This window comes from Nitrosococcus halophilus Nc 4, from assembly GCF_000024725.1.
Classification (GTDB): domain Bacteria; phylum Pseudomonadota; class Gammaproteobacteria; order Nitrosococcales; family Nitrosococcaceae; genus Nitrosococcus; species Nitrosococcus halophilus.
Genome location: NC_013960.1, coordinates 2,797,207 through 2,816,562, shown reverse-complemented (window position 1 = coordinate 2,816,562; position 19,356 = coordinate 2,797,207). Strand labels below are relative to the sequence as shown.

The window sequence follows — 19,356 nt, the reverse complement described above, 5'->3', positions numbered from 1 at the left end:
CATTCTATACCGAAAAATTACGCCGGGAAAATATTATGGAAATGGGCGAAATGCTTCTGATTGGTACCCTAATTTTTATTGTTATTGTGGCAATCGTGCTAATTTATGCCTGGTTTTCCCTTAATGGACTTATAAAAGCCGCCATTGAAAGATATGGTTCCCAGGTTACCCAAACCAAGATACAAGTCTCTAGGGTTAAAATTGCGCCTACTGCCGGCGGAGGTTCCATATCCCATTTCACCATTAGCAATCCGCCGGGATTTTCTGGTGCTAACGCCATTACCTTAGATACCATCAGTATCAAAATTGACACCGCCACCCTCACTCAAAATCCCATCATCCTGAGCGAGGTTGTTATCCACTCACCACAAGTACTTTTTGAAATTAATCCGCCTGGTAAATCCAATATTAGCGTCTTGAGAAAAAATATCGTGACCAGGAGTCAGTTTACCCCACCAAAATTGAAACAAACCGGTAAAAAAGAGATCAAATTAGTGATTCGACGGTTAATCGTGGAAGATGGCCAAATTCAGGCAAGGATTACTGGCCTAAAAGGACCTCAATTGGGGGGGAAATTGCCACAGTTTGAATTAAGAGACATTGGTGATAAAGCCGGTGGTCTCTCCCCCAGAGAAATGGCGGAAAAGGTCATGGCAGTGATTATCAACCCAATCGATTCAGCAGCTTCTGGACTCCGGGCAAAAACAGAAGAATATCTAAGCAATGCTTTTAAGGAAATTGGGAAAATAACAGGTCAAAAAAGTAAAACTAGGGCTGGGTGATAAATGGCCAATCGGAAAAAACATTCTCGAATCGTTTCTTCCCTTGCAGGGGTTGTTCCCTGAGTAGTTGACCGGTTTGGGCATCAAAGATTAATTTTCCCTCGTAAACCACCTTCTTGCCTGCACGACCGCCTGCATACTGGGTTTCTAAGAGCACAATTTGGCTGGGTATTCCCTCTTCTGAAATCTCCATTTCGTCCACCGCTTTAGCTTCAGCAAGCAAATAACCATCGCTACCATAAGCTCTTGCAGAAGAGGGAATATTAAACTTGGCAAGGGGGCCAATGCGGCTGTAACGAATGGTATATTCCGAGCGACCACTCTCAAAATCAACCCCGCAGGATAAAATGAGCCCTGAAAGAGGTATACAGAGGAGGAGTACTGCATACAAAATGCGCCTGCGTAACATCTTAAGTCCCCCCTTCCCTTTGGGCCTGTCAACGAGCAGGGCACCTTAGGCGTTTATTTAACCGCTAGCTTCAGGACTGCGGGCAGCAAGGATTATAAGGGATTAGCTTGTAGCCACTTCTGTAATTAAACAGGATAACAGATACCCACTTGGCTGGGTCCCTAATTCCAGGGCCTACCCCCTTTTATAATAAAGGTAGTAAAGAAAGCTTCTATAATCAGTGATGAACCGTCAGCAAAAGCAGACGGCTTCTTGCGGCACGCTCGCGCTAATGCGCCACGTTAAGCCACACAGGCTCCATCCGAGCCTGGCCACGCGCCAAGATATTTCTGGCCGCGTTGACATCTCTTTGCAGAGACAAACCGCATTCGGGGCATCTGTGCTGGCGCACGGAGAGCGCCTTTCGCACGACTGCTCCGCAGCCGGAGCACGCTTGCGATGTGCCTTGCGGAGGAACTTCGACAAACACCGACCCGGCGCTTTCAGCCTTGGCACGGAGTATGTTCAGAAACTGGCTCCAGCCAGCATCCGAAATCGACCGACTCAATCGGCGGTTCCTGACCATGTTTTTTACGGTCAGGCTTTCCGCCGCGATGAAAGCGTATCGACTCACGAAATCGCGGGCCACCTTGTGGTGGTGGTCCCGTCTTTTGTTGGACACTCGGGCGTGTATCGAGCGCAGCTTGGAAACCGCTTTACCTCGGTTTCGGCTGCCTTTTTTCTTACGCGAAACAGCGCGCCCAACAACGCGCAGCCGGCGCAATGCTTCTTTTTGGTAGCGCGGATTATCGACCTGCTCGCCTTGATCGGTGGACAGGAAATGCTCCAATCCAACATCAATACCGACAGCCGTATCTTCAGTCCGAGGCGGTGGCGCATCACCGATTTCGCAACTGGCGATGACGAACCACTTTCCGGCTTCAATCTTGATCTGTACGGTTTTGATCGTGCCTTGCGCAGGGCGATGTTGGCGTACCCTAACCACGCCAATGTGCTGAAGGCGCAGTTTGCCATCGAGCAACCGCGCGCCGTCGCCGTGCGCCGGGTATGTCCAGCTATCGAAGCGACCACGCGCCTTGAAGCGCGGATAACCGGGTTTATCGCCTGTCTTAATGCGCCGAAAAAATGCCTGAAACGCCTTGTCGAGGCGCCGCATCGTTGCCTGGGCAGAGGAGAAATTGAGCCTAGCGTACCAGTCGTTCGCGCCGCGGGCGGATTTAAACCAAGCCGATTGCTGCGTGTACTTCACGCTTTCTTGAGCTGTTTCGTAGCGCTCTTTTCGTTGAGCAAGACACTCGTTATACAGGCGTCGGTGCGTTTCAAGCATGATCTCAAGCTCACGCACCTGGGCGGTGTTCGGATACAGTCGGTATTTGAATGCTTTAATCAACTACTTTCCCGTTTGGTTTTCAATGTAGCGGCGAACGCTCTCTTCGGATACGTGGCCCACCGTGCCAGCGTAGTAACTGCGACTCCAGAGGGTCGGCAAACGGCTACGCAAAACTGGAAATTCGGAACGCAAGATACGACTGCTTCGACCTTTAAAGCGATTGACTATCTCGGCAACGCACCAGCGAGGGTCGGATTCGACGAACAGGTGTACGTGGTCCGGCATGATCTCCATCGCATGCACTGTCATTTCAAATTCGTTTGCGACTTCGCGTATCAACTGATCAAGACGTTTAGCGACGCCATCAACCAACACGCTGCGACGGTATTTGGGGCACCAGACCAAGTGATATTTGAGAGCGAAAACCGCCCCAGAATTCTTGGCGTAACGAGACATGCCATTAATTATACGCCCGGCAGACATATACTAGCAACAACCAAACGGAGGGCCGCGCTTCCTCTGCCACCTAAAGTCGGCACTCCCCGCGCGGTGTAATTTATGGAAGTTGACGGTCTCAAAACACAACGCTGCGATCCCGTTCGGCGACTGCCTTAATGTAATCTGGCATCCCTTTAATCGTGGCGCCTTTGACTAGGTCCTCTTCGGCAATCTGACGGGCTACTGCACAAGCACCGCAGACCCAAATCGGAACATCCAGAGATTGAATCGTCACGAGCAATTCCTTAAGCGGGGTTAGATTTACCCCGGTGATATGATCGGCCGTCCCTTTTCGAGCCAAGGTAACCGCTTCATTCCATAACCAGAGAATTACCTCATGACCTTCTTCCTTTGCCACCTTAGCGGCCATAAACGGCAAAGTGGCCATCGTCGGGTCATCGGTACCTCGGCTACCAGAGATAATAAATGTCGCCACTACTATTCTCCTAAAGTTAACTGCGCCAGCTTATAATAATGACTATCTAGAAGGCGGGACCCGAAAAAGCAAGAGACCATGACCTATTAACTATTTTCCACCACAATATTTGGGAACTTGGTGCTATAGTCTTTACCTTGCAACGAGAGCTTAGCCGCGACTCGGCGAGCAATATCCCGATAGATCTGAGCGATACGTCCCTCCGGATCGGTGACGACGCTGGGATGGCCATTGTCGGCGTCTTCACGGATACGCTTATCCAGGGGGAGCTGTCCCAAAAGAGTGACCCCGTACTGGGCTGCCATACGCTCTCCCCCCCCTTCACCGAAGATGGGCTCTTCATGCCCACACTGGCTACAGATATGGATGCTCATGTTTTCCACGATTCCCAACACGGGCACATTGACCTTCTCAAACATCTTGAGGCCCTTACGGGCATCCAAAAGTGCGATATCTTGGGGCGTAGTGACAATCACCGCACCGCTGACAGGCACCCGCTGAGCCAAAGTAAGTTGGGTATCCCCCGTCCCTGGCGGCAAGTCCACCACCAAATAGTCCAAATCCCGCCAGTTAGTGTCCTGCAGCATCTGTTGCAGGGCTGAAGTCACCATGGGACCCCGCCAAATCATGGGTTCTTCCTCGTCGATGAGAAACCCGATGGACATGGCCTGAATCCCATAGTTCATCAAGGGCTCAATAGACTTGCCATCCCGGGATTCGGGGCGGCGCTGAACACCCAGCATCCGGGGCTGGCTGGGGCCATAAATATCGGCATCTAACACCCCCACCGAGGCACCTTCCGCCGCCAAGGCCAAAGCCAAATTGACGGCCGTCGTGGATTTGCCCACCCCTCCCTTGCCAGAAGCCACCGCAATCACATTCTTGATGGTCGGATAGGGCTTCACTCCCTGTTGGACTTTATGGGCAGCCACTTCCCAACTGACGTCCACCTGGGTATGGGTCACACCGTCTAAAGAAGCCGTTGCTTTTTGAATAGCCGCCACCAGTTCCGGAATATAACCCTTGGCGGGAAATCCGAGCTTAATCTTCAAATCGATCCTATCACCCTCAATAGCAATGGAATCCACTGCTTTCGCAGAGACCAGGTCCTGTTCCAGGTAGGGGTCGTGGTAGCTCTTTAGGGTCTCTTCGACCTGGGCTTGAGTGACCATAATATATTCTCCAAAGCACTTTTAGCTTTTATAGCCGATCCCTGATTGACAAAATGGATAGGGATGGATTAATTCTTGAGTATTTTACTATAGTACTCCTTGGACGTCATATCCACAGGGTGATAGCGTAGACTTAGCAAAACTGGTACCTTATAAAGTTTTTTAACCCCCCATTTTAGAATTTATTTATGCCGCGCAGGATACTCGTTACCAGTGCCCTTCCTTACGCCAACGGCCCACTCCACCTTGGCCACTTAGTGGAGTACATCCAAACTGACATCTGGGTGCGTTTCCAACGAATACGTAGCCATGAATGTTATTACGTCTGCGCTGATGATGCTCATGGCACGCCTATTATGCTGCGGGCCCAACAAGAGGGAATCACTCCCGAAGCCTTGATTGAACAATGCGGCCGGGAACATCGTGCCGACTTTGCCGACTTTGCCGTCAGCTTCGATAACTACTACAGTACCCATTCGCCAGAAAACCGCGCCCTCTCGGAAACGATTTATCTTCGTAACCGGGACAAGGGACATATCACCACCCGCACCGTTCGACAGGCCTATGATCCCATCAAGGGGATGTTTCTGCCGGATCGGTTTATTCGCGGCACCTGTCCCCGCTGCGGGGCTCCCGATCAATACGGCGATAGTTGTGAGGCCTGCGGGGCGACCTATACCCCCACTGAATTGAAAGATGCTATCTCGGTGCTCTCGGGAACGCCCCCCGTAGAGCGGGAATCGGAGCATTATTTCTTCAAGCTTAAAGACTTCGAACCTTTGCTGAAGGCCTGGACCCAGGGGGGCCACCTTCAGCATGAAATGGCCAACAAGTTAAATGAATGGTTTGAGGCCGGACTGCAGGACTGGGATATCTCCCGCGATGCCCCCTACTTTGGCTTCCCGATCCCTGATGCCACCGACAAATATTTCTATGTTTGGCTCGATGCGCCGATCGGCTATCTGGCCAGCTTCAAGTACCTGTGCGACCGCAATGGGCTTGATTTTGACGCCTTTATGGCCCCGGACAGTACCACCGAGCTTTACCATTTCATTGGCAAGGATATCCTCTATTTCCATGCTCTGTTCTGGCCCGCCATGCTTCATGGAGCTGACTTTCGCTTGCCCACGGCCATCTTTGCCCATGGCTTTTTGACGGTCAATGGCCAGAAAATGTCTAAATCCCGGGGAACCTTTATCAAGGCGCACACTTATCTCAACCATTTGAACCCAGAGTACCTGCGTTATTACTTTGCCGCCAAACTAGGCAGCGGGATTGAGGATTTAGACCTTAATTTCGAAGATTTCACCGCTCGGGTCAATGCCGATCTGGTCGGTAAGGTGGTGAATATTGCCAGTCGTTGCGCGGGCTTTATTAATAAACACTTTCACAGCCGCCTTGCAAACCACTTAACCAAGGAAGCGCTATTTCAGGAGTTTGCAGCAGCCGCTGACCGCTTGGCCCAATACTACGAAAATCGGGAATTTGGCCACGCCATGCGAGAAATCATGGCGCTTGCCGACCAGGCCAACCGCTATATTGACGACCGTCAGCCCTGGGTGGCCATCAAAGAGCCGGGGCGAGAACAGGAAGTCCAAGAGGTTTGCACCCTCGGCCTCAACCTCTTCCGACAGTTAATGGTCTACCTCAAACCGGTCTTGCCGATGATGGCGGAAAAAGCCGAAGAGTTTCTCAATTGCCGCCCACTGGTTTGGTCCGATGCCGGTACGCCCTTGCTCAACCATACCCTTAACCGTTTTCAACCCCTGATGACCCGTGTGGAAAAAACCAGGATAGAGGCCATGATCGAGGACTCCAAAGAACATCTGGAAAAGAAGGCAAACCCTGCTCAAGCAAATGGCCCCTTGGCTGAGAATCCCATTGCTGAAATCATTCAGTTTGAGGATTTTGCCAAACTTGATTTGCGGGTGGCCCGAATCCTCAAGGCAGAACAGGTGGAAGGAGCCGATAAACTCCTACGCCTAGAGCTGGATTTGGGGGGTGAAACTCGCCAGGTCTTTGCCGGGATCAAGGCCGCTTACGCACCGGAAAACTTGGTCGGCCGTCTCACAATCATGGTGGCCAATTTGGCTCCGCGAAAAATGCGCTTTGGGATCTCCGAAGGCATGGTCCTAGCAGCCGGCCCGGGGGGTAAAGAAATTTATCTGCTCAATCCGGATGAAGGCGCACAACCCGGAATGCGGGTCAAATAGCCTCAAAGCCTTCCCATGACCGAGTATGCTCTGATTCTAGTCAGCACAGTGCTGGTCAATAATTTTGTGCTGGTGAAATTTTTAGGTCTCTGCCCCTTTATGGGCGTCTCCCGGAAACTGGAAACCGCAATAGGGATGGGGCTAGCCACGACTTTCGTGCTCACCCTCTCTTCGGTATGCAGCTATTTGCTCAACCAATATCTATTGGCGCCCTTAGGGATTGAATATCTGCGTACCATCGCCTTTATCCTGACCATCGCCTTTGTCGTACAGTTTACGGAAATGGTGGTCCATAAAACCAGCCCGCTCTTATATCAAGTATTAGGGATTTTTCTCCCTCTGATTACCACCAACTGCGCAGTGCTGGGAGTGGCTTTGCTGAACATCCAGCACCAACAGGGATTCTTACCCTCGGCCCTCTACGGCTTTGGGGCTGCCCTGGGCTTTTCCCTGGTATTGGTCTTATTTGCGGCCCTGCGGGAACGAATTGCGGCAGCGGAAGTGCCCCGCCCTTTTCAGGGACCAGCCATTGGGCTGATTACCGCCGGGCTGATGTCCATGGCCTTTATGGGCTTTTCCGGATTGGTCAAAGGATAATCCTATGCTAGTTGCAATTTTGGCGTTGTCCGCGCTGGCGGCACTATTTGGCCTCCTTTTAGGGTATGCCAACCTGCGCTTTAAAGTAGATGGCGATCCGGTAGTGGATCAGATCGACGCCCTCCTGCCCCAGACCCAATGCGGTCAGTGCAGCTATCCCGGCTGTCGCCCCTATGCTCAAGCCATTGCTGCTGAGGAAGCGGATATCAACCGTTGTCCTCCAGGAGGAGAGGCGACCATCATCGCCCTAGCGGATTTACTAGGGCGCGATCCCAAACCCCTGGACTCGGAGCAGGAAGAAAAACCCAAGGCGCTGGCGGTAATTGATGAAAATCGCTGCATCGGCTGCACCCTCTGTATCCAGGCTTGCCCGGTGGATGCCATCCTGGGTGCGGCCAAGCAACTCCATACCGTGATCGCGGCTGAATGCACGGGCTGTGAGCTGTGCGTCGCCCCCTGCCCAGTGGACTGTATTGAGATGGTTCCCCTCACCCCTGATCTAGGCAGCTGGAAGTGGCCATTCCCGGAAGTCATAGAACCGCCGTTACCCATTGCCCTCCAACAGCAAAAGGCAAAGGCGAATAAACCTCTTTTGCCTGAAGTTAGCGACTTTCAGGGAGAAGAGGCTTCATGAAAAAACGTCGGCTTTGGTCATTCCCTGGCGGCCTGAAACTACCCGACCACAAAAGCCCCTCTACCCAAGCGCCGATTGCCCCAGCAGCGCTGCCAAAACAACTGGTGTTGCCTTTGCAACAGCACATTGGCGAGCCGGCGGAGCCAGTGGTTAACCTCGGTGAGCGGGTGCTTAAGGGCCAAGTCATTGCCACCGCCCAGGGCTACCTCAGTGCCCCCGTGCATGCCTCAAGTTCCGGCCAAGTGGTGGCCATTGACAACCTGCCGATTCCCCACCCTTCTGGTCTGAACGCCCCTTGCATCGTCATCGAGACCGATGGCGAGGACGCCTGGAGCGAACGCCAGCGGGTGGAAAATTATCAGCAACTCGATCCTAGCCAGCTGCGCAACTTGATCCGCCAAGCGGGGATCGTGGGACTAGGGGGAGCGGGTTTCCCCACCTTTATCAAACTCAATCCCGGTCCCGAACCCCGGGTTGAGACCCTGATTCTCAACGGCGCTGAGTGTGAACCCTATATTACCTGCGATGATCTGCTCATGCGGGAGCGGGCCGAGGAGATCATCCAAGGGATTAGAATCATGGGCCATGCCCTCCACGTCCATCATTGCCTCATCGGCATTGAAGACAACAAGTCTGAAGCCTACCGCGCTTTGGCGGCCGCAGCGACTGAGGGAATCGAAGTGGTATCAATTCCAACCCGCTACCCTACGGGAGGCGAGAAACAGCTCATTAAGGTCTTAACCGGCCAGGAGGTCCCAAGCAACGGTCTCCCCATTGATGTCGGGGTTGTCTGTCACAATGTGGGCACTGCGGTCGCCGTCCATCGAGCCATAAATGTAGGGGAACCCCTAATCTCCCGAATCGTGACTGTCACCGGCAGCGCCGTGGCTCGCCCCCGCAACCTGGAAGTCCTGTTGGGAACCCCCATCCGCCATCTGTTAACCCAGTGTGATACAGATATTGACCGCATCGACCGCCTGATCATGGGGGGCCCCATGATGGGCTTCACCCTCCACCATGACGCAGCGCCGGTTATCAAAACCACCAACTGCCTGCTAGCGGGCCTTCAGGAAAGAGTCCGGCAGCCCCCGGTGATGCCCTGCATTCGTTGTGGCGCTTGTGGGGAGGTTTGCCCAGTGCAGCTCCTGCCCCAACAGCTCTACTGGCATGCTCGGGCCAAAGAATTGGATAAACTACAGGATTACCATCTTTTTGATTGTATTGAATGTGGTTGTTGTGACTATGTTTGCCCTAGCCACATTCCCTTAGTTCATTATTATCGTTACGCCAAAAGTGAAATCTGGGCCCAAGAACAGGAGCGGGAGAAAGCGGATTTGGCCCGCCAGCGGCATGAATTTAGGCGCCAACGGCGGGAACGGGAACAACAAGAAAGGGCAGCCCGGCAGCAAGCCAAAAAAGCCGCTGTGGCCCCCTCGGCCAGCAAGACGGACAAGCAGGCGGCCATTCAAGCCGCAGTAGAACGGGCCCGGGCCAAACGGACCGCCCAGAACAAGGCTGTGGACGAAACGCCGCCCTCTCAATAGGGCCACTGATATCCCAGAATACCAACATTCACCCATGCCGTTTCAATTTTTCAGCTCGCCCCACCTACATCAGGGAAAAGGCATTTCCCAGCTCATGTTCCAAGTGATTTATGCCCTGGTGCCGGCCATCGCCCTCTATGTGGGATATTTCGGTTACGGAGTCCTCATCAATATCGCCCTTGCCGTCACCGCTGCTTTGGCTACCGAAACGCTCATGTTGGTAGCCCGGCAGCAACCCCTCACCCCCTTTTTGACCGATGGCAGCGCGGTGGTGACGGCCGTTCTGCTCGCTCTTTGCCTCCCCCCCCTGAGTCCCTGGTGGGTGCCCGTCATCGGCACTGCGTTTGCCCTTATCTTTGCCAAGCATCTCTATGGGGGCCTGGGCTACAACCCCTTCAATCCCGCCATGGTCGGCTATGTACTATTGCTGATTTCCTTTCCCAAGGAAATGACCACCTGGCTACCCGTACAGGAGTTAGCTGCCCAACCTTTAAGTCTGAAAGAGAGTCTAACCTGGGTATTCACCGGTACCCCTGCTCAAGGAACAACAATCGATGCCCTCTCAGGGGCAACCCCCCTGGACTACACCAAAACTCAATTGGGGCTCGGTCAACCCATGGCGGAAATCCGCACCCACCCCCTGTTTGGCATGCTGGGAGGCAAGGGTTGGGAGTGGATCAATATGGGGTTTCTCCTGGGGGGCCTATGGCTCCTCTATAAGCGGGTAATTAGCTGGCATATTCCCTTTGCCATGGTGGGTAGCTTGCTGACCCTGGCCCTGCTCTTCCAATGGCTGGAACCTGCCACCCACCCTTCTGCCCTGTTCCACCTTGTCAGTGGCGGCACCCTGCTGGGGGTCTTTTTCATTGCCACCGATCCGGTCACTGCCGCGGCCACCCCCCGGGGCCGTTTGCTTTATGGGGCCGGCATCGGTTGTCTGACCTATATCATTCGCACTTGGGGAGGTTACCCGGATGGGGTGGCCTTTGCCGTCCTGCTCATGAATATGGCGGTTCCCCTCATTGATTATTACACCCCGCCGCGGGTCTTTGGCCAAAACCGGCGCCCGTGATAGGGAATCGCCCAATGCTCCGAGTCGGCTTGCTGCTCGGCCTCTTTGCGGTAGCGGGGACCGGCATCGTGGCTATCACCGAAGCCCTGACCCGGGAGCAGATTGCGGCCAATGAACGGGCGGCCTTACGGCAGGCCATTGCAGCAGTCCTGCCTAGTACGGCCTACAATAACCCTATTCTAGAAGACACGTTCCAAGTGAGCGACCCCCTGCTGGGAACGGAGAAGCCCATACTGGCTTACCGAGCCCGTCGGGATAGTCAACCGGTGGCGGTGATCCTCACACCCGTGGCACCGGAGGGTTATAATGGGGCGATTAAGCTGCTGGTGGGAATCCACTACGACGGCAGCCTGGCGGGGGTAAGGGTCCTCTCCCATAAGGAAACCCCTGGGCTGGGGGATGAGATCGAGGAAGGAAAGTCTGAGTGGATCTTGGGTTTTAGGAACCGCTCCCTCGGCAATCCCCCTGAATCGAAGTGGCAAGTCAAGCGAGACGGTGGCGCCTTCGATCAGTTCACCGGGGCCACCATCACTCCCCGGGCCATCGTCAAAGCAGTCCGCAACACCCTGAAGTATTTCGAGAATCACCGAGATAAACTCTTTGCCCAAGAGGAGGAACGCTTCCATGGCAGCCCCCGTTAGCTATGGTCAAATCAGCCAAGAAGGACTATGGAACAATAATGTCGCGTTGGTGCAGTTACTGGGACTCTGTCCCCTACTGGCGGTCACCGGAACGGTAATCAACGGCCTGGGTCTGGGGCTGGCCACTCTGCTGACCTTGGTGGCCTCCAACAGCCTGGTGGCCCTTATTCGTCATTGGGTCCCCACGGAAGTGCGCCTGCCGGTGTTCGTGCTGATCATCGCCTCCATCGTGACCACCATCGAATTGTTGATGAATGCCTATTTCTATGATTTATATAAAGTTCTGGGTATTTTTATTCCGCTGATCGTCACCAATTGCGCCATCATTGGCCGCGCCGAAGCCTTCGCCTCTCGGCAAAAGGTGGGTCGGGCTTTTGCCGATGGCCTCATGATGGGCCTGGGCTTTACCCTGGTGCTGGTGCTTTTGGGTGGCTTGCGGGAAGCCCTAGGCCAGGGAACCTTGCTGGACCAGGCCCATCTCATGTTCGGTGAAGCCGCCCGCGATTTGAAATTGACCCTCATGGAAGACTATCGGGGCTTTCTCATGGCCGTGCTGCCACCGGGTGCTTTTATTGGCCTCGGGCTTTTGATCGCCCTGAAAAATGCCATCGACCACCGGCTTGCACAACGGGCTGCAACCCGAAAAAGCCGCGCCGCCCAACCTGCAGGTATCTTGCCCGAGCGCATTTAAAAAACCATTCCTGCCATGAAAAATAGCGCAGAAATTCATGAAATATTCTCCCGCTTCCAAGCGGCCAACCCTAAACCCACCACGGAGCTGAAGCACCATACTCCCTTTGAACTTCTCGTTGCCGTCATCTTGTCCGCCCAAGCCACGGATAAAGGGGTCAATAAAGCCACCGCCAAGCTTTTTCCGGTGGCCAATACCCCCCAGGCCATCCTGGATCTGGGAGAAGAAGGCTTAAAGGGTTACATCAAGACCATCGGCCTATTCAACAGCAAAGCGAAGAATATCCTCCAGACCTGCCATCTTCTGTTAGAATGGCATGATGGCCGAGTGCCTAATGATCGGGCCGCTTTAGAAGCCCTGCCCGGGGTAGGACGAAAGACCGCTAATGTCATGCTCAACACCGCTTTCGGCCAACCGGTCATTGCCGTCGATACCCACATTTTCCGGGTGGCCAACCGCATCGGCCTGGCCCCGGGTAAAACGCCGCGCCAGGTGGAGGACATACTGACCCGGGTGATCCCCGATGAATTTAAGCACGATGCCCACCACTGGCTCATTCTCCATGGCCGCTATGTGTGCACCGCCCGCAATCCTCGCTGCCAAGACTGTTTAATCAACGACCTTTGCGACTATTATCAAAAGATAGTCAAGGCGGAATCCCCTGGATTGAAGAAAACAGCGAGCTAAATGATGTACAGTCAAGATCGGCAACAGATGCGGCAAATCTTCCTCGTAGTGCGGGAAAAGCAGCAGGCGAGAGAACCCCTCTCCCCCATGGAAGCCATCATTGGGCAAGTCATCGACCAGCACCCTGAGTATCATCCCTTGCTAGACCGCAAGGAATCCTTGGAACAAGAGTTTTCCGGTCAAAATGGACAAGAAAATCCTTTTCTGCACATGGCGTTACATATCTCGCTCCAGGAACAAATCAACGTGGATCGTCCCCCCGGCATTCGGGGCATCTACCAAACTTTAGCCTCCCGCCTCCCCGATCTCCATCAGGCGGAACATCGGATGATGGAGTGCCTAGCTCAGACCCTCTGGGATGCCCAGGATAGCGGGACCCCCCCCTCGGAAGAGGCCTATTTGAACTGCTTGCGGCGTTTGCTGTAATGGGCTCAATAGCTTAGAGTGACGACCATGCCTGTTCCCTTACCAGAACCGTAAATATTCGGTGAGCCCGTCTCCCTGAAGAGCGGACCTACGATGAACAGACGATCATCCTTAGGGAGGGAAAGCATCAATGGGTATTCCATCCGCCTGCTTTCCGCACTCATGCGTCGATCTCTCGCGTGTGGTCACGCAGCCAAGCAGCGAAGGTGGCTTCATCTATATCGCCCGCGGCAAGCGCCCTCATCGTATACGTGGCTTTGTCTTCCGGGGCCGTAAGACGCAGGCCGTTGCGCGCCAGAAAGAGATAAGCCGCCATGAAGGCCGTGTGCTTATTACCGTCCACAAAGGGAGGGCTCCGGACGATCCCAGCCGCATAGGCAGCGGCCAGCGCGCACACATCCGGATCGTCGTAAGCCGCTAAATGCTTACGTGTCATCCGCTATAAAAAGCCCTGATGTTGATAAGGATTTCCTGAACCTGTACTCCTGCTGTCAGCTACGGCTTAACCGTTTCCTGCTGCAGACGTTCCTCTGGTCATACAGCTTACGGGCATTGATCCAGCTGTGTTTGTTCACGTATCCTGAATACTGCCTTGGAGCCTCACATGGATGTTAGGCGCCCCCTAGCAAGGTTGCGAAGTGAAACGGCGCGCCGAGCGCGAGGGCCACATGAGTTGCGTTTTGCCATGAATTGGCGCTATGATTTTTTTGCTCTCGGAGCCTAGGGTGGGGAGCACCCGAAGTGAAAGCGCGAGGAGCGGTAAAGACCCCAAGACCAAGGTCACCCCTTCGTCGAGGACCGCGAGGAACCGCGAATTCTCCAGATTGATGAAGTTTTGTAGGAACAAAATTGAAATCAGTCATGGCGAAACTCCAAAGAACACAGAATTGAAACTATTCGATGGAGGCAATGGCGTTGTCAAAATCCGGCCCGGTGAAACAGCCGTTTTTAAAGTAATCCTGCCGGACAGGAATGGGCGGTGACCCGGACCATCTTCACCCTCACGAGCGGGCGCTCAGGAACGGGTTTTCTTTGTGGGCTCCTGCGGCGGAACACCCGCCAATGCGTCGTATTCCACGAGCCTTTCTTTGACTGGGGTAATCCGACGATGTTCGGCCGGCCAATCTATGACCGCTGTATCGGCGATGTGGAAGCGGTAAGAAAGCAGTTATTGAGGAAGCAACAGCGCATTCGCCGGTACGCGCCGCACGTCTACATCGAAACGAGTCATGCCTTCCTGAAGTCCTACTGGGACCTGGCGCCGGAGTTCTTTCCCCAGATGCAGCTCGTTGCGCCTGATGCGCAACCCCCTTGAGGTCGCGCGCAGCGAGGCGAACCGGGAGGCTTTCTTGCATCGCTACCGATTCCCGTTGCGTAATACCAATTTAATCAAAGAATGCAATTTATTAAGGCTTCAAGTGCTTGTTTAGACTGCATCTATACAATGCAAAATTACATGAAATTGGTATTACGCTGGCTGTGAATGGAGTCGCTGGCTTCGCACTTAAAGAATTAAAATCCACGTGAATACCCTCGCAGGGTGACGGCGAAAGTCGTCCGCTGCATTAAGGGTGGGGGAAAGGTCCTATCTATAATGACCCCTCTTTCCCTTGCTAACCGCCCATGCCTGGGGCGTTTGTTTCTCTTAAAACAGGCTTTCCGGTAGAGACCGCCTGCAGGATAATCTCCACGGCCTGATCCACCCCTCCTGCGCGCTGAATGGCCGCTTGGAACCTAAGGGCATGCTTTCGGTAAGAATCGTGGGTCAGCACCTGGGCAATGGCCTGACGCAGCCGGGGGACACGCAGGCGTTTCAGGGGGACCCTGACCCCCGCGCCGGTCCACGCTACCCGTGCCGCCACGCCAGGCTGATCGTTGGCAATGGGAATGGCGACCAGCGGCACCCCATTGCTTAAGGATTCTAAGGTGGTGTTCATACCGGCATGGGTGATCGTCAGCGCGGCCCGTTGGAGCAGTTCTAATTGGGGCGCATAGCCGACCACCAGCGGCGAACCCGGTAGGGCCGGCAAGGCTTCAGGAGGGACTGAACCGCCGAGAGAAATCACCAATTGGGCATCGAGACCCTCACAGGCGGCGGCAATTTGCTGAAAAACCCCCTTAAAGCGGCCGAGCACCGTGCCCATGGAAGCGTAAATCAGCGGTTGTCCCGTCAGTTTCTCCCATGGGAAAGGTACCGGCTCCCGGCTTCCTGAAGAGTGATAGGGTCCTGTGAAATGGAACCAGGGGGGCAATTGCTGCCGGGGAAATTCCAATTCAGCCGGTTGTTGACTGATTTGCGCCAGTTGAGAATAGGCCTCATTGGGATGGGAAAGGGGGGGTAAATTCCAGGTGCGGCGATATTCAGCCACGACTTCAGTGAGGGGTTGGGTCACGCGACTGAGCAGCCCATAGCCTAGTCGGTTGCGTAGCTGAGCCCACCACGCCGGATGATAGTTCCAGGAGGTATTAAAAGGCGGAATGCTCGGCTCTCGATTGAGCACCACACCACTGCAGAGGGTAATAAAGGGAAGGTTTAAAAAATCCGCGACCGTGCCCCCTCCTCGCGAGAATTGGTCAACCAGCAGCGCGTCTATCCCTGCGGCTTTAATCACTGCCGGGGCTTCCCGCAAGAGCAGGGCAGCATCTTGTTGAAAGACCGCAACCGCATAGCGAAGCGCCGCCCGCCCACTTAAAGTGCTCGCTTGAGCGGTGAGCTCAGCTATGGCCCCCGCGGGTCTTTCCGTTTCGCCAATAGGCCGAAATTCCAAGCCTGCCGCACGCGTGGGGGGCTCGGCATCAAGTAGGCCCACCAGGGTCACGCGATGGCCGCGCTTTTGCAGCGCTTGCCCCAGAGGGAGCAGCGTATTGAGATGGCCCGTCAAAGCGGGGCAAAGCAGACCAAAATGCGTCATCGGGAAATCCTTTAAAAGTCAGCGTAGAAAAGGGAAGGAAGGGGGATAGTTTGAAATTTATTCATGCGATTACCCCTGCGTGAAAATAGTAGCGCATTGTCAAAAACGCAGCCAAACTGACTGTGGTTGAATGCTCTGGGGCCGAAAAGGGCCAGCTCGAGCCGCCTTGCACTATTCAAAAAGGTAGTCCTGCATTATGAGTGATAATCAGGATCGGGTTGTTGGGCAAAGGGTCGCATTATAATGGTGGACAAAATACCAAATAGCGCCGACATGGTTTTCTAATTTCTTGGAGAAAGAGAGTGCTTTTCTGACTAAACGCGAAACACGCTGTCTGAGCGTACAATTAAAGCGTTCAATGTGGCTTGTTTGTCCCGTTTCTTTGCCCACGCTGCGATGGCGTGGCCCTGGGAAGATAGCCTCATAGGCTTCCCAAAAATCGGTGTAACTTACGGCCCGCTGCCGATAAACGGCGGGTAAGGACTGCCATAATCCTTGTGCCCCTGTTTGACTCCGATCGCCGATATAAACCCCCACAACTTCTTGGGTGTCCCTATCGAACGCTAACCACACCCATTGTTTATTGCCCTTTCTGGCGACAAACGACCAAAGCTCATCGCACTCAAGGGTTAAACGAGCTCTGGACTTTTTTTTATCTCCACTCGCCGCGGTGTATGCGCATATTTATCGTTCACATAATATTGCAACCAGCGCTCTGAAACGCCCGTGACTCGGACAATCCCTGCCAGCGGAATTCTCTCTAAGAGCAATTTATCAATCAGCTCTTTCGTCTCTTGAGTAATGGAGCAATTCTTGGGGTCCTCCACGAATTGCCGACCGCAGACTTTGCATAAAAATTTGGGTGTCCCGACCCCATTACTCCCATTTTTGACAATATGAGTACCACCGCATCGGGGACAGTTCATGGCTATCTCCTTGAGAAATCTATACATACATAATATAAATATAGCGCATAATCACTCAATATGCAGCACTACCTTCAAAAAGATACAAGCAGACCCCTCTCCAAGGCGAATTAATATTAACGGCTGCCGCTGAATTCGGGTTGGTGAGTAGCGCTTACAATAATGACAGCTTCGTTGTAACTGGGCCAAGTGCAGCGTGACTGCACCGTTGCAGCTCCAAATTCAATATCGCTGTGCGGATGTCGGACCCGCGCCAACACTCTGCACCCCTATTGTCTGTAGAAGTGCATCAGTATCCCGTTTATCCAGCCCGGCCCTCACCCGAAGATTCCTCTATTATTTTTTGACTTCAACTGGTTATCCGGTCTCTGGAGGCGGGTTCCCAATTGGGTATGGATATTGCCAAAAGAACTAAAGGCGGTGTCACAGTCACCCGCTGGCGACGTGATCCATCTCGGGGACTGCTATTGGGTCCCACAAATCGCATCAACTGCAGTATTGGAGGAATTGATACCAATTTAGTTAAAGAATGCAATTTATTGAGGCTTCAAGTGGTTGTTTAGACTGAATCTATAGAATGCAAAATTACATGAAATTGGTATGAAATGTCAAAAATCGCCATCAGAGACCTAGTCATCGAACTGGATGCACAGGCACGGAGTAATGTACGTGGAAAGGGTCCCAATTCCGACGGCCCGAAGGTGCCGGACGGCCCCTACAACCCCAACGACAAGGATTTGTTGCTGATATCACACAATACGAATAGCTGGCTCCAGGCCTGCTACAATACACCGGGCTGCGAACCACCGGGGAGACAGGCCAAGAATCTGGCTAACATATCAGTTGGTATCGGATTTACAGGGGTACCATAAAGCGACTCTGCCTATGAGGACAACCCGACGACGCACCTAGGAGGTACCCCCCGTCGCCGTGTTTGACGCAGAGTAGATACAGCAGCTGTAGGACCGGAAGGAGGGTCGCACCCAGATTGCTCTGACTTCTCCCGGCCCTGTCGGGCGAGGGTTGTTGGATCACTCCAAGAACTTTCCTCGTTCAACACGCCTTCCCTAGGCGACAACGCCTGTTGTCGCCCCCGTTCCAGTGGCTCCAGAGGCTAACCCCGCCAGCCCGGCGGTTTTGATATTGATCGCCGCTGCGATGTCGCGGTCATGGACAGTCCCGCACGAGGGACAGCGCCATTCACGCACCTCCAGCGGCAGCGTTTCGTTGATATGTCCGCACCCTGGGGTGGGGCAACGCTTGGAGCTGGGAAACCCGCGGTCGATCTCGACTACGGTTCGCCCTACCCACTGCGCCTTGTACTTCAGTTGACGGACAAACTCACCCCAATGGGCATCGGCTATGTGCTTGGCAAGCCGGGGGTGTTTGATCATGTTCTTCACCGCCAGAGATTCAACGCACACGACTTGGTTTTCGTTGATCAGTGTGCGGGTCGCCTTGTGGGTGGCGTCCCTACGGCAGTCAGCTATTTTGGTGTGCACACGGGCCACCTTCAGCCGCAGTTTGTTGCGGTTACGGGAACCTTTGCGCTTCTTCGCCAGCTTACGCTGCAGATAGGCCAGCTTCGCTTCGTACTGCTCGGTGTACTTGGGATTGCCGGATTTGAATCCGTCGCTAGTGACGAACAAGTCTTTCAGACCCAGATCGATGCCGACCGTCTTGTTGACCACCGGCATCGGTTCGGACTCGAATTCACACAGCATGGACACAAAATAGCGTCCCGCTGCGTCCTTAGAAATCGTGATAGCGGAGGGCTCTGACGGCAGACCGTCCTTGAAGCTCCAGTGGATATTCAACGGTTCGCTCGACTTGGCGATGAACAGGTGGCCGTCCTTGAACCGGAACGCGGCTTTGGTCAGTCGGATTGACTGGCCCCGATGCTTGGATTTGAAACGCGGATACCCCGCTCGCTTCTCCCAGAAGGGCTTGAAAGCCTGCTGCTGATCGCGCAGCAACTGCTGGAAAATAACGCTGGAAACCTCATTCAGCCAAGAAAAGTCCTGCTTGAGTTGGACAAGCCTTTTTTCCAGCGCCGAATGGGGAATGACTTCGCCGTTCTGATAGAACGCATCGGTACGATGCTTGAGCGTGCTGTTCCAAACAAAACGCGCACAGCCGAACGAACGCGCCAGCAGTTCGGCTTGTTCAGCTGTGGGATAGAATCGTTCCTGGTACGCCCTCTTCGTCATATTTGTATTTTACAAAAATCAGAGAATCCTGTAAAGCCGCTTCGCGGCTTGCGCTTATATCACCGCCCGATTGGGCGATGCTTTACGCGCTATTGGGTAAGAATACACACTAAGCATCAACGTTGAGATCAAGCTGCAGCTGTAGGGTCCCCAAGATTCTTTTCCGGTCAAGCCTA

Annotated in this window: 20 protein-coding genes; 11 read left to right on the top strand and 9 right to left on the bottom strand. The window is 53.9% G+C overall.

What is annotated here, in order from left to right; translation table 11 throughout:
• Positions 1-35: 35 nt before the first annotated feature.
• Entirely contained in the window at positions 36-782 is a 747-nt protein-coding gene (locus NHAL_RS13360; protein ID WP_013033681.1) for a DUF748 domain-containing protein, read from the top strand.
• Here the strand turns inward: NHAL_RS13360 and NHAL_RS22010 are convergent.
• The 5 genes from NHAL_RS22010 to apbC all read right to left on the bottom strand — a co-directional run bounded on the left by NHAL_RS22010 (position 769) and on the right by apbC (position 4,627).
• Positions 769-1,191, bottom strand: a complete 423-nt coding sequence (locus NHAL_RS22010) for a hypothetical protein (RefSeq protein ID WP_013033680.1) — start codon at positions 1,189-1,191, stop codon at positions 769-771. The two genes, NHAL_RS13360 and NHAL_RS22010, sit on opposite strands and share 14 nt — an antisense overlap.
• Before the next feature lie 268 nt (positions 1,192-1,459).
• Positions 1,460-2,581, bottom strand: a complete 1,122-nt coding sequence (locus NHAL_RS20580; RefSeq protein ID WP_013033679.1) for an RNA-guided endonuclease InsQ/TnpB family protein — start codon at positions 2,579-2,581, stop codon at positions 1,460-1,462.
• Positions 2,582-2,977 carry an IS200/IS605 family transposase gene (tnpA, locus tag NHAL_RS20575; protein WP_157862538.1) on the bottom strand — a complete coding sequence of 132 codons (396 nt, stop codon included), beginning with the start codon at positions 2,975-2,977 and terminating at the stop codon, positions 2,582-2,584.
• Between the two features lie 118 nt (positions 2,978-3,095).
• Positions 3,096-3,455 carry a DsrE family protein gene (locus NHAL_RS13345; protein ID WP_013033678.1) on the bottom strand — a complete coding sequence of 120 codons (360 nt, stop codon included), beginning with the start codon at positions 3,453-3,455 and terminating at the stop codon, positions 3,096-3,098.
• Positions 3,456-3,541: 86 nt separating this feature from the next.
• Entirely contained in the window at positions 3,542-4,627 is a 1,086-nt protein-coding gene (gene apbC / locus NHAL_RS13340; RefSeq protein WP_013033677.1) for an iron-sulfur cluster carrier protein ApbC, read from the bottom strand.
• Between the two features lie 188 nt (positions 4,628-4,815).
• On the opposite strand from apbC, the gene metG reads away from it, so the two are divergent.
• Genes metG through NHAL_RS13295 form a run of 9 tightly spaced genes read left to right on the top strand, consistent with a single transcriptional unit; the run spans position 4,816 to position 13,132 of the window.
• The gene (gene metG, locus NHAL_RS13335) at positions 4,816-6,840 is read left to right on the top strand and encodes a methionine--tRNA ligase (RefSeq protein WP_013033676.1); all 2,025 of its coding nucleotides are present in this window, start codon (positions 4,816-4,818) and stop codon (positions 6,838-6,840) included.
• 15 nt (positions 6,841-6,855) lie between these two features.
• On the top strand, positions 6,856-7,437 hold the full coding sequence (gene rsxA, locus NHAL_RS13330; protein WP_013033675.1) for an electron transport complex subunit RsxA: 582 nt from the start codon (positions 6,856-6,858) through the stop codon (positions 7,435-7,437).
• A 4-nt stretch (positions 7,438-7,441) separates the two neighbouring features.
• On the top strand, positions 7,442-8,071 hold the full coding sequence (rsxB, locus tag NHAL_RS13325; protein WP_013033674.1) for an electron transport complex subunit RsxB: 630 nt from the start codon (positions 7,442-7,444) through the stop codon (positions 8,069-8,071).
• Complete coding sequence (rsxC, locus tag NHAL_RS13320) at positions 8,068-9,615, top strand: electron transport complex subunit RsxC (RefSeq protein ID WP_013033673.1); 1,548 nt, start codon at positions 8,068-8,070, stop codon at positions 9,613-9,615. The genes rsxB and rsxC overlap by 4 nt, the downstream gene beginning before the upstream one ends.
• A gap of 34 nt (positions 9,616-9,649) precedes the next feature.
• Positions 9,650-10,687, top strand: a complete 1,038-nt coding sequence (gene rsxD, locus NHAL_RS13315) for an electron transport complex subunit RsxD (RefSeq protein ID WP_013033672.1) — start codon at positions 9,650-9,652, stop codon at positions 10,685-10,687.
• A 14-nt stretch (positions 10,688-10,701) separates the two neighbouring features.
• Positions 10,702-11,328: an electron transport complex subunit RsxG gene (gene rsxG / locus NHAL_RS13310; RefSeq protein WP_013033671.1), complete on the top strand. Its 627-nt coding sequence runs from the start codon at positions 10,702-10,704 to the stop codon at positions 11,326-11,328.
• Complete coding sequence (locus tag NHAL_RS13305) at positions 11,312-12,019, top strand: electron transport complex subunit E (protein ID WP_013033670.1); 708 nt, start codon at positions 11,312-11,314, stop codon at positions 12,017-12,019. Before rsxG ends, NHAL_RS13305 begins: the two co-directional genes overlap by 17 nt.
• 15 nt (positions 12,020-12,034) lie before the next feature.
• Positions 12,035-12,706 carry an endonuclease III gene (gene nth, locus NHAL_RS13300; protein ID WP_013033669.1) on the top strand — a complete coding sequence of 224 codons (672 nt, stop codon included), beginning with the start codon at positions 12,035-12,037 and terminating at the stop codon, positions 12,704-12,706.
• Positions 12,707-13,132 (top strand): DUF1841 family protein, encoded by a 426-nt coding sequence (locus tag NHAL_RS13295; protein WP_238985355.1) that lies wholly within the window; start codon positions 12,707-12,709, stop codon positions 13,130-13,132.
• A 160-nt stretch (positions 13,133-13,292) separates the two neighbouring features.
• Here NHAL_RS13295 and NHAL_RS13290 read toward each other — a convergent pair whose 3' ends face one another.
• The gene (locus NHAL_RS13290; protein WP_041354984.1) at positions 13,293-13,568 is read right to left on the bottom strand and encodes a type II toxin-antitoxin system death-on-curing family toxin; all 276 of its coding nucleotides are present in this window, start codon (positions 13,566-13,568) and stop codon (positions 13,293-13,295) included.
• Positions 13,569-14,111: 543 nt separating this feature from the next.
• Between NHAL_RS13290 and NHAL_RS13280 the strand changes: the two genes are divergently transcribed.
• Complete coding sequence (locus tag NHAL_RS13280) at positions 14,112-14,447, top strand: hypothetical protein (protein ID WP_041354980.1); 336 nt, start codon at positions 14,112-14,114, stop codon at positions 14,445-14,447.
• 298 nt (positions 14,448-14,745) lie between these two features.
• Here NHAL_RS13280 and NHAL_RS13275 read toward each other — a convergent pair whose 3' ends face one another.
• From NHAL_RS13275 to NHAL_RS13255, 3 genes are all read right to left on the bottom strand, one after another.
• Positions 14,746-16,044 carry a glycosyltransferase gene (locus NHAL_RS13275; protein ID WP_013033665.1) on the bottom strand — a complete coding sequence of 433 codons (1,299 nt, stop codon included), beginning with the start codon at positions 16,042-16,044 and terminating at the stop codon, positions 14,746-14,748.
• A gap of 207 nt (positions 16,045-16,251) precedes the next feature.
• Positions 16,252-16,970, bottom strand: a protein-coding gene (locus tag NHAL_RS20565) for an IS1 family transposase (protein WP_420804776.1) whose coding sequence is annotated in 2 segments (ribosomal slippage) — positions 16,252-16,700 and positions 16,700-16,970 — 720 coding nt in all. Because the reading frame shifts where the segments join, the coding sequence is not laid out codon by codon here.
• Between the two features lie 1,067 nt (positions 16,971-18,037).
• Entirely contained in the window at positions 18,038-19,180 is a 1,143-nt protein-coding gene (locus NHAL_RS13255; RefSeq protein WP_013033664.1) for an RNA-guided endonuclease InsQ/TnpB family protein, read from the bottom strand.
• Positions 19,181-19,356: the final 176 nt, after the last annotated feature.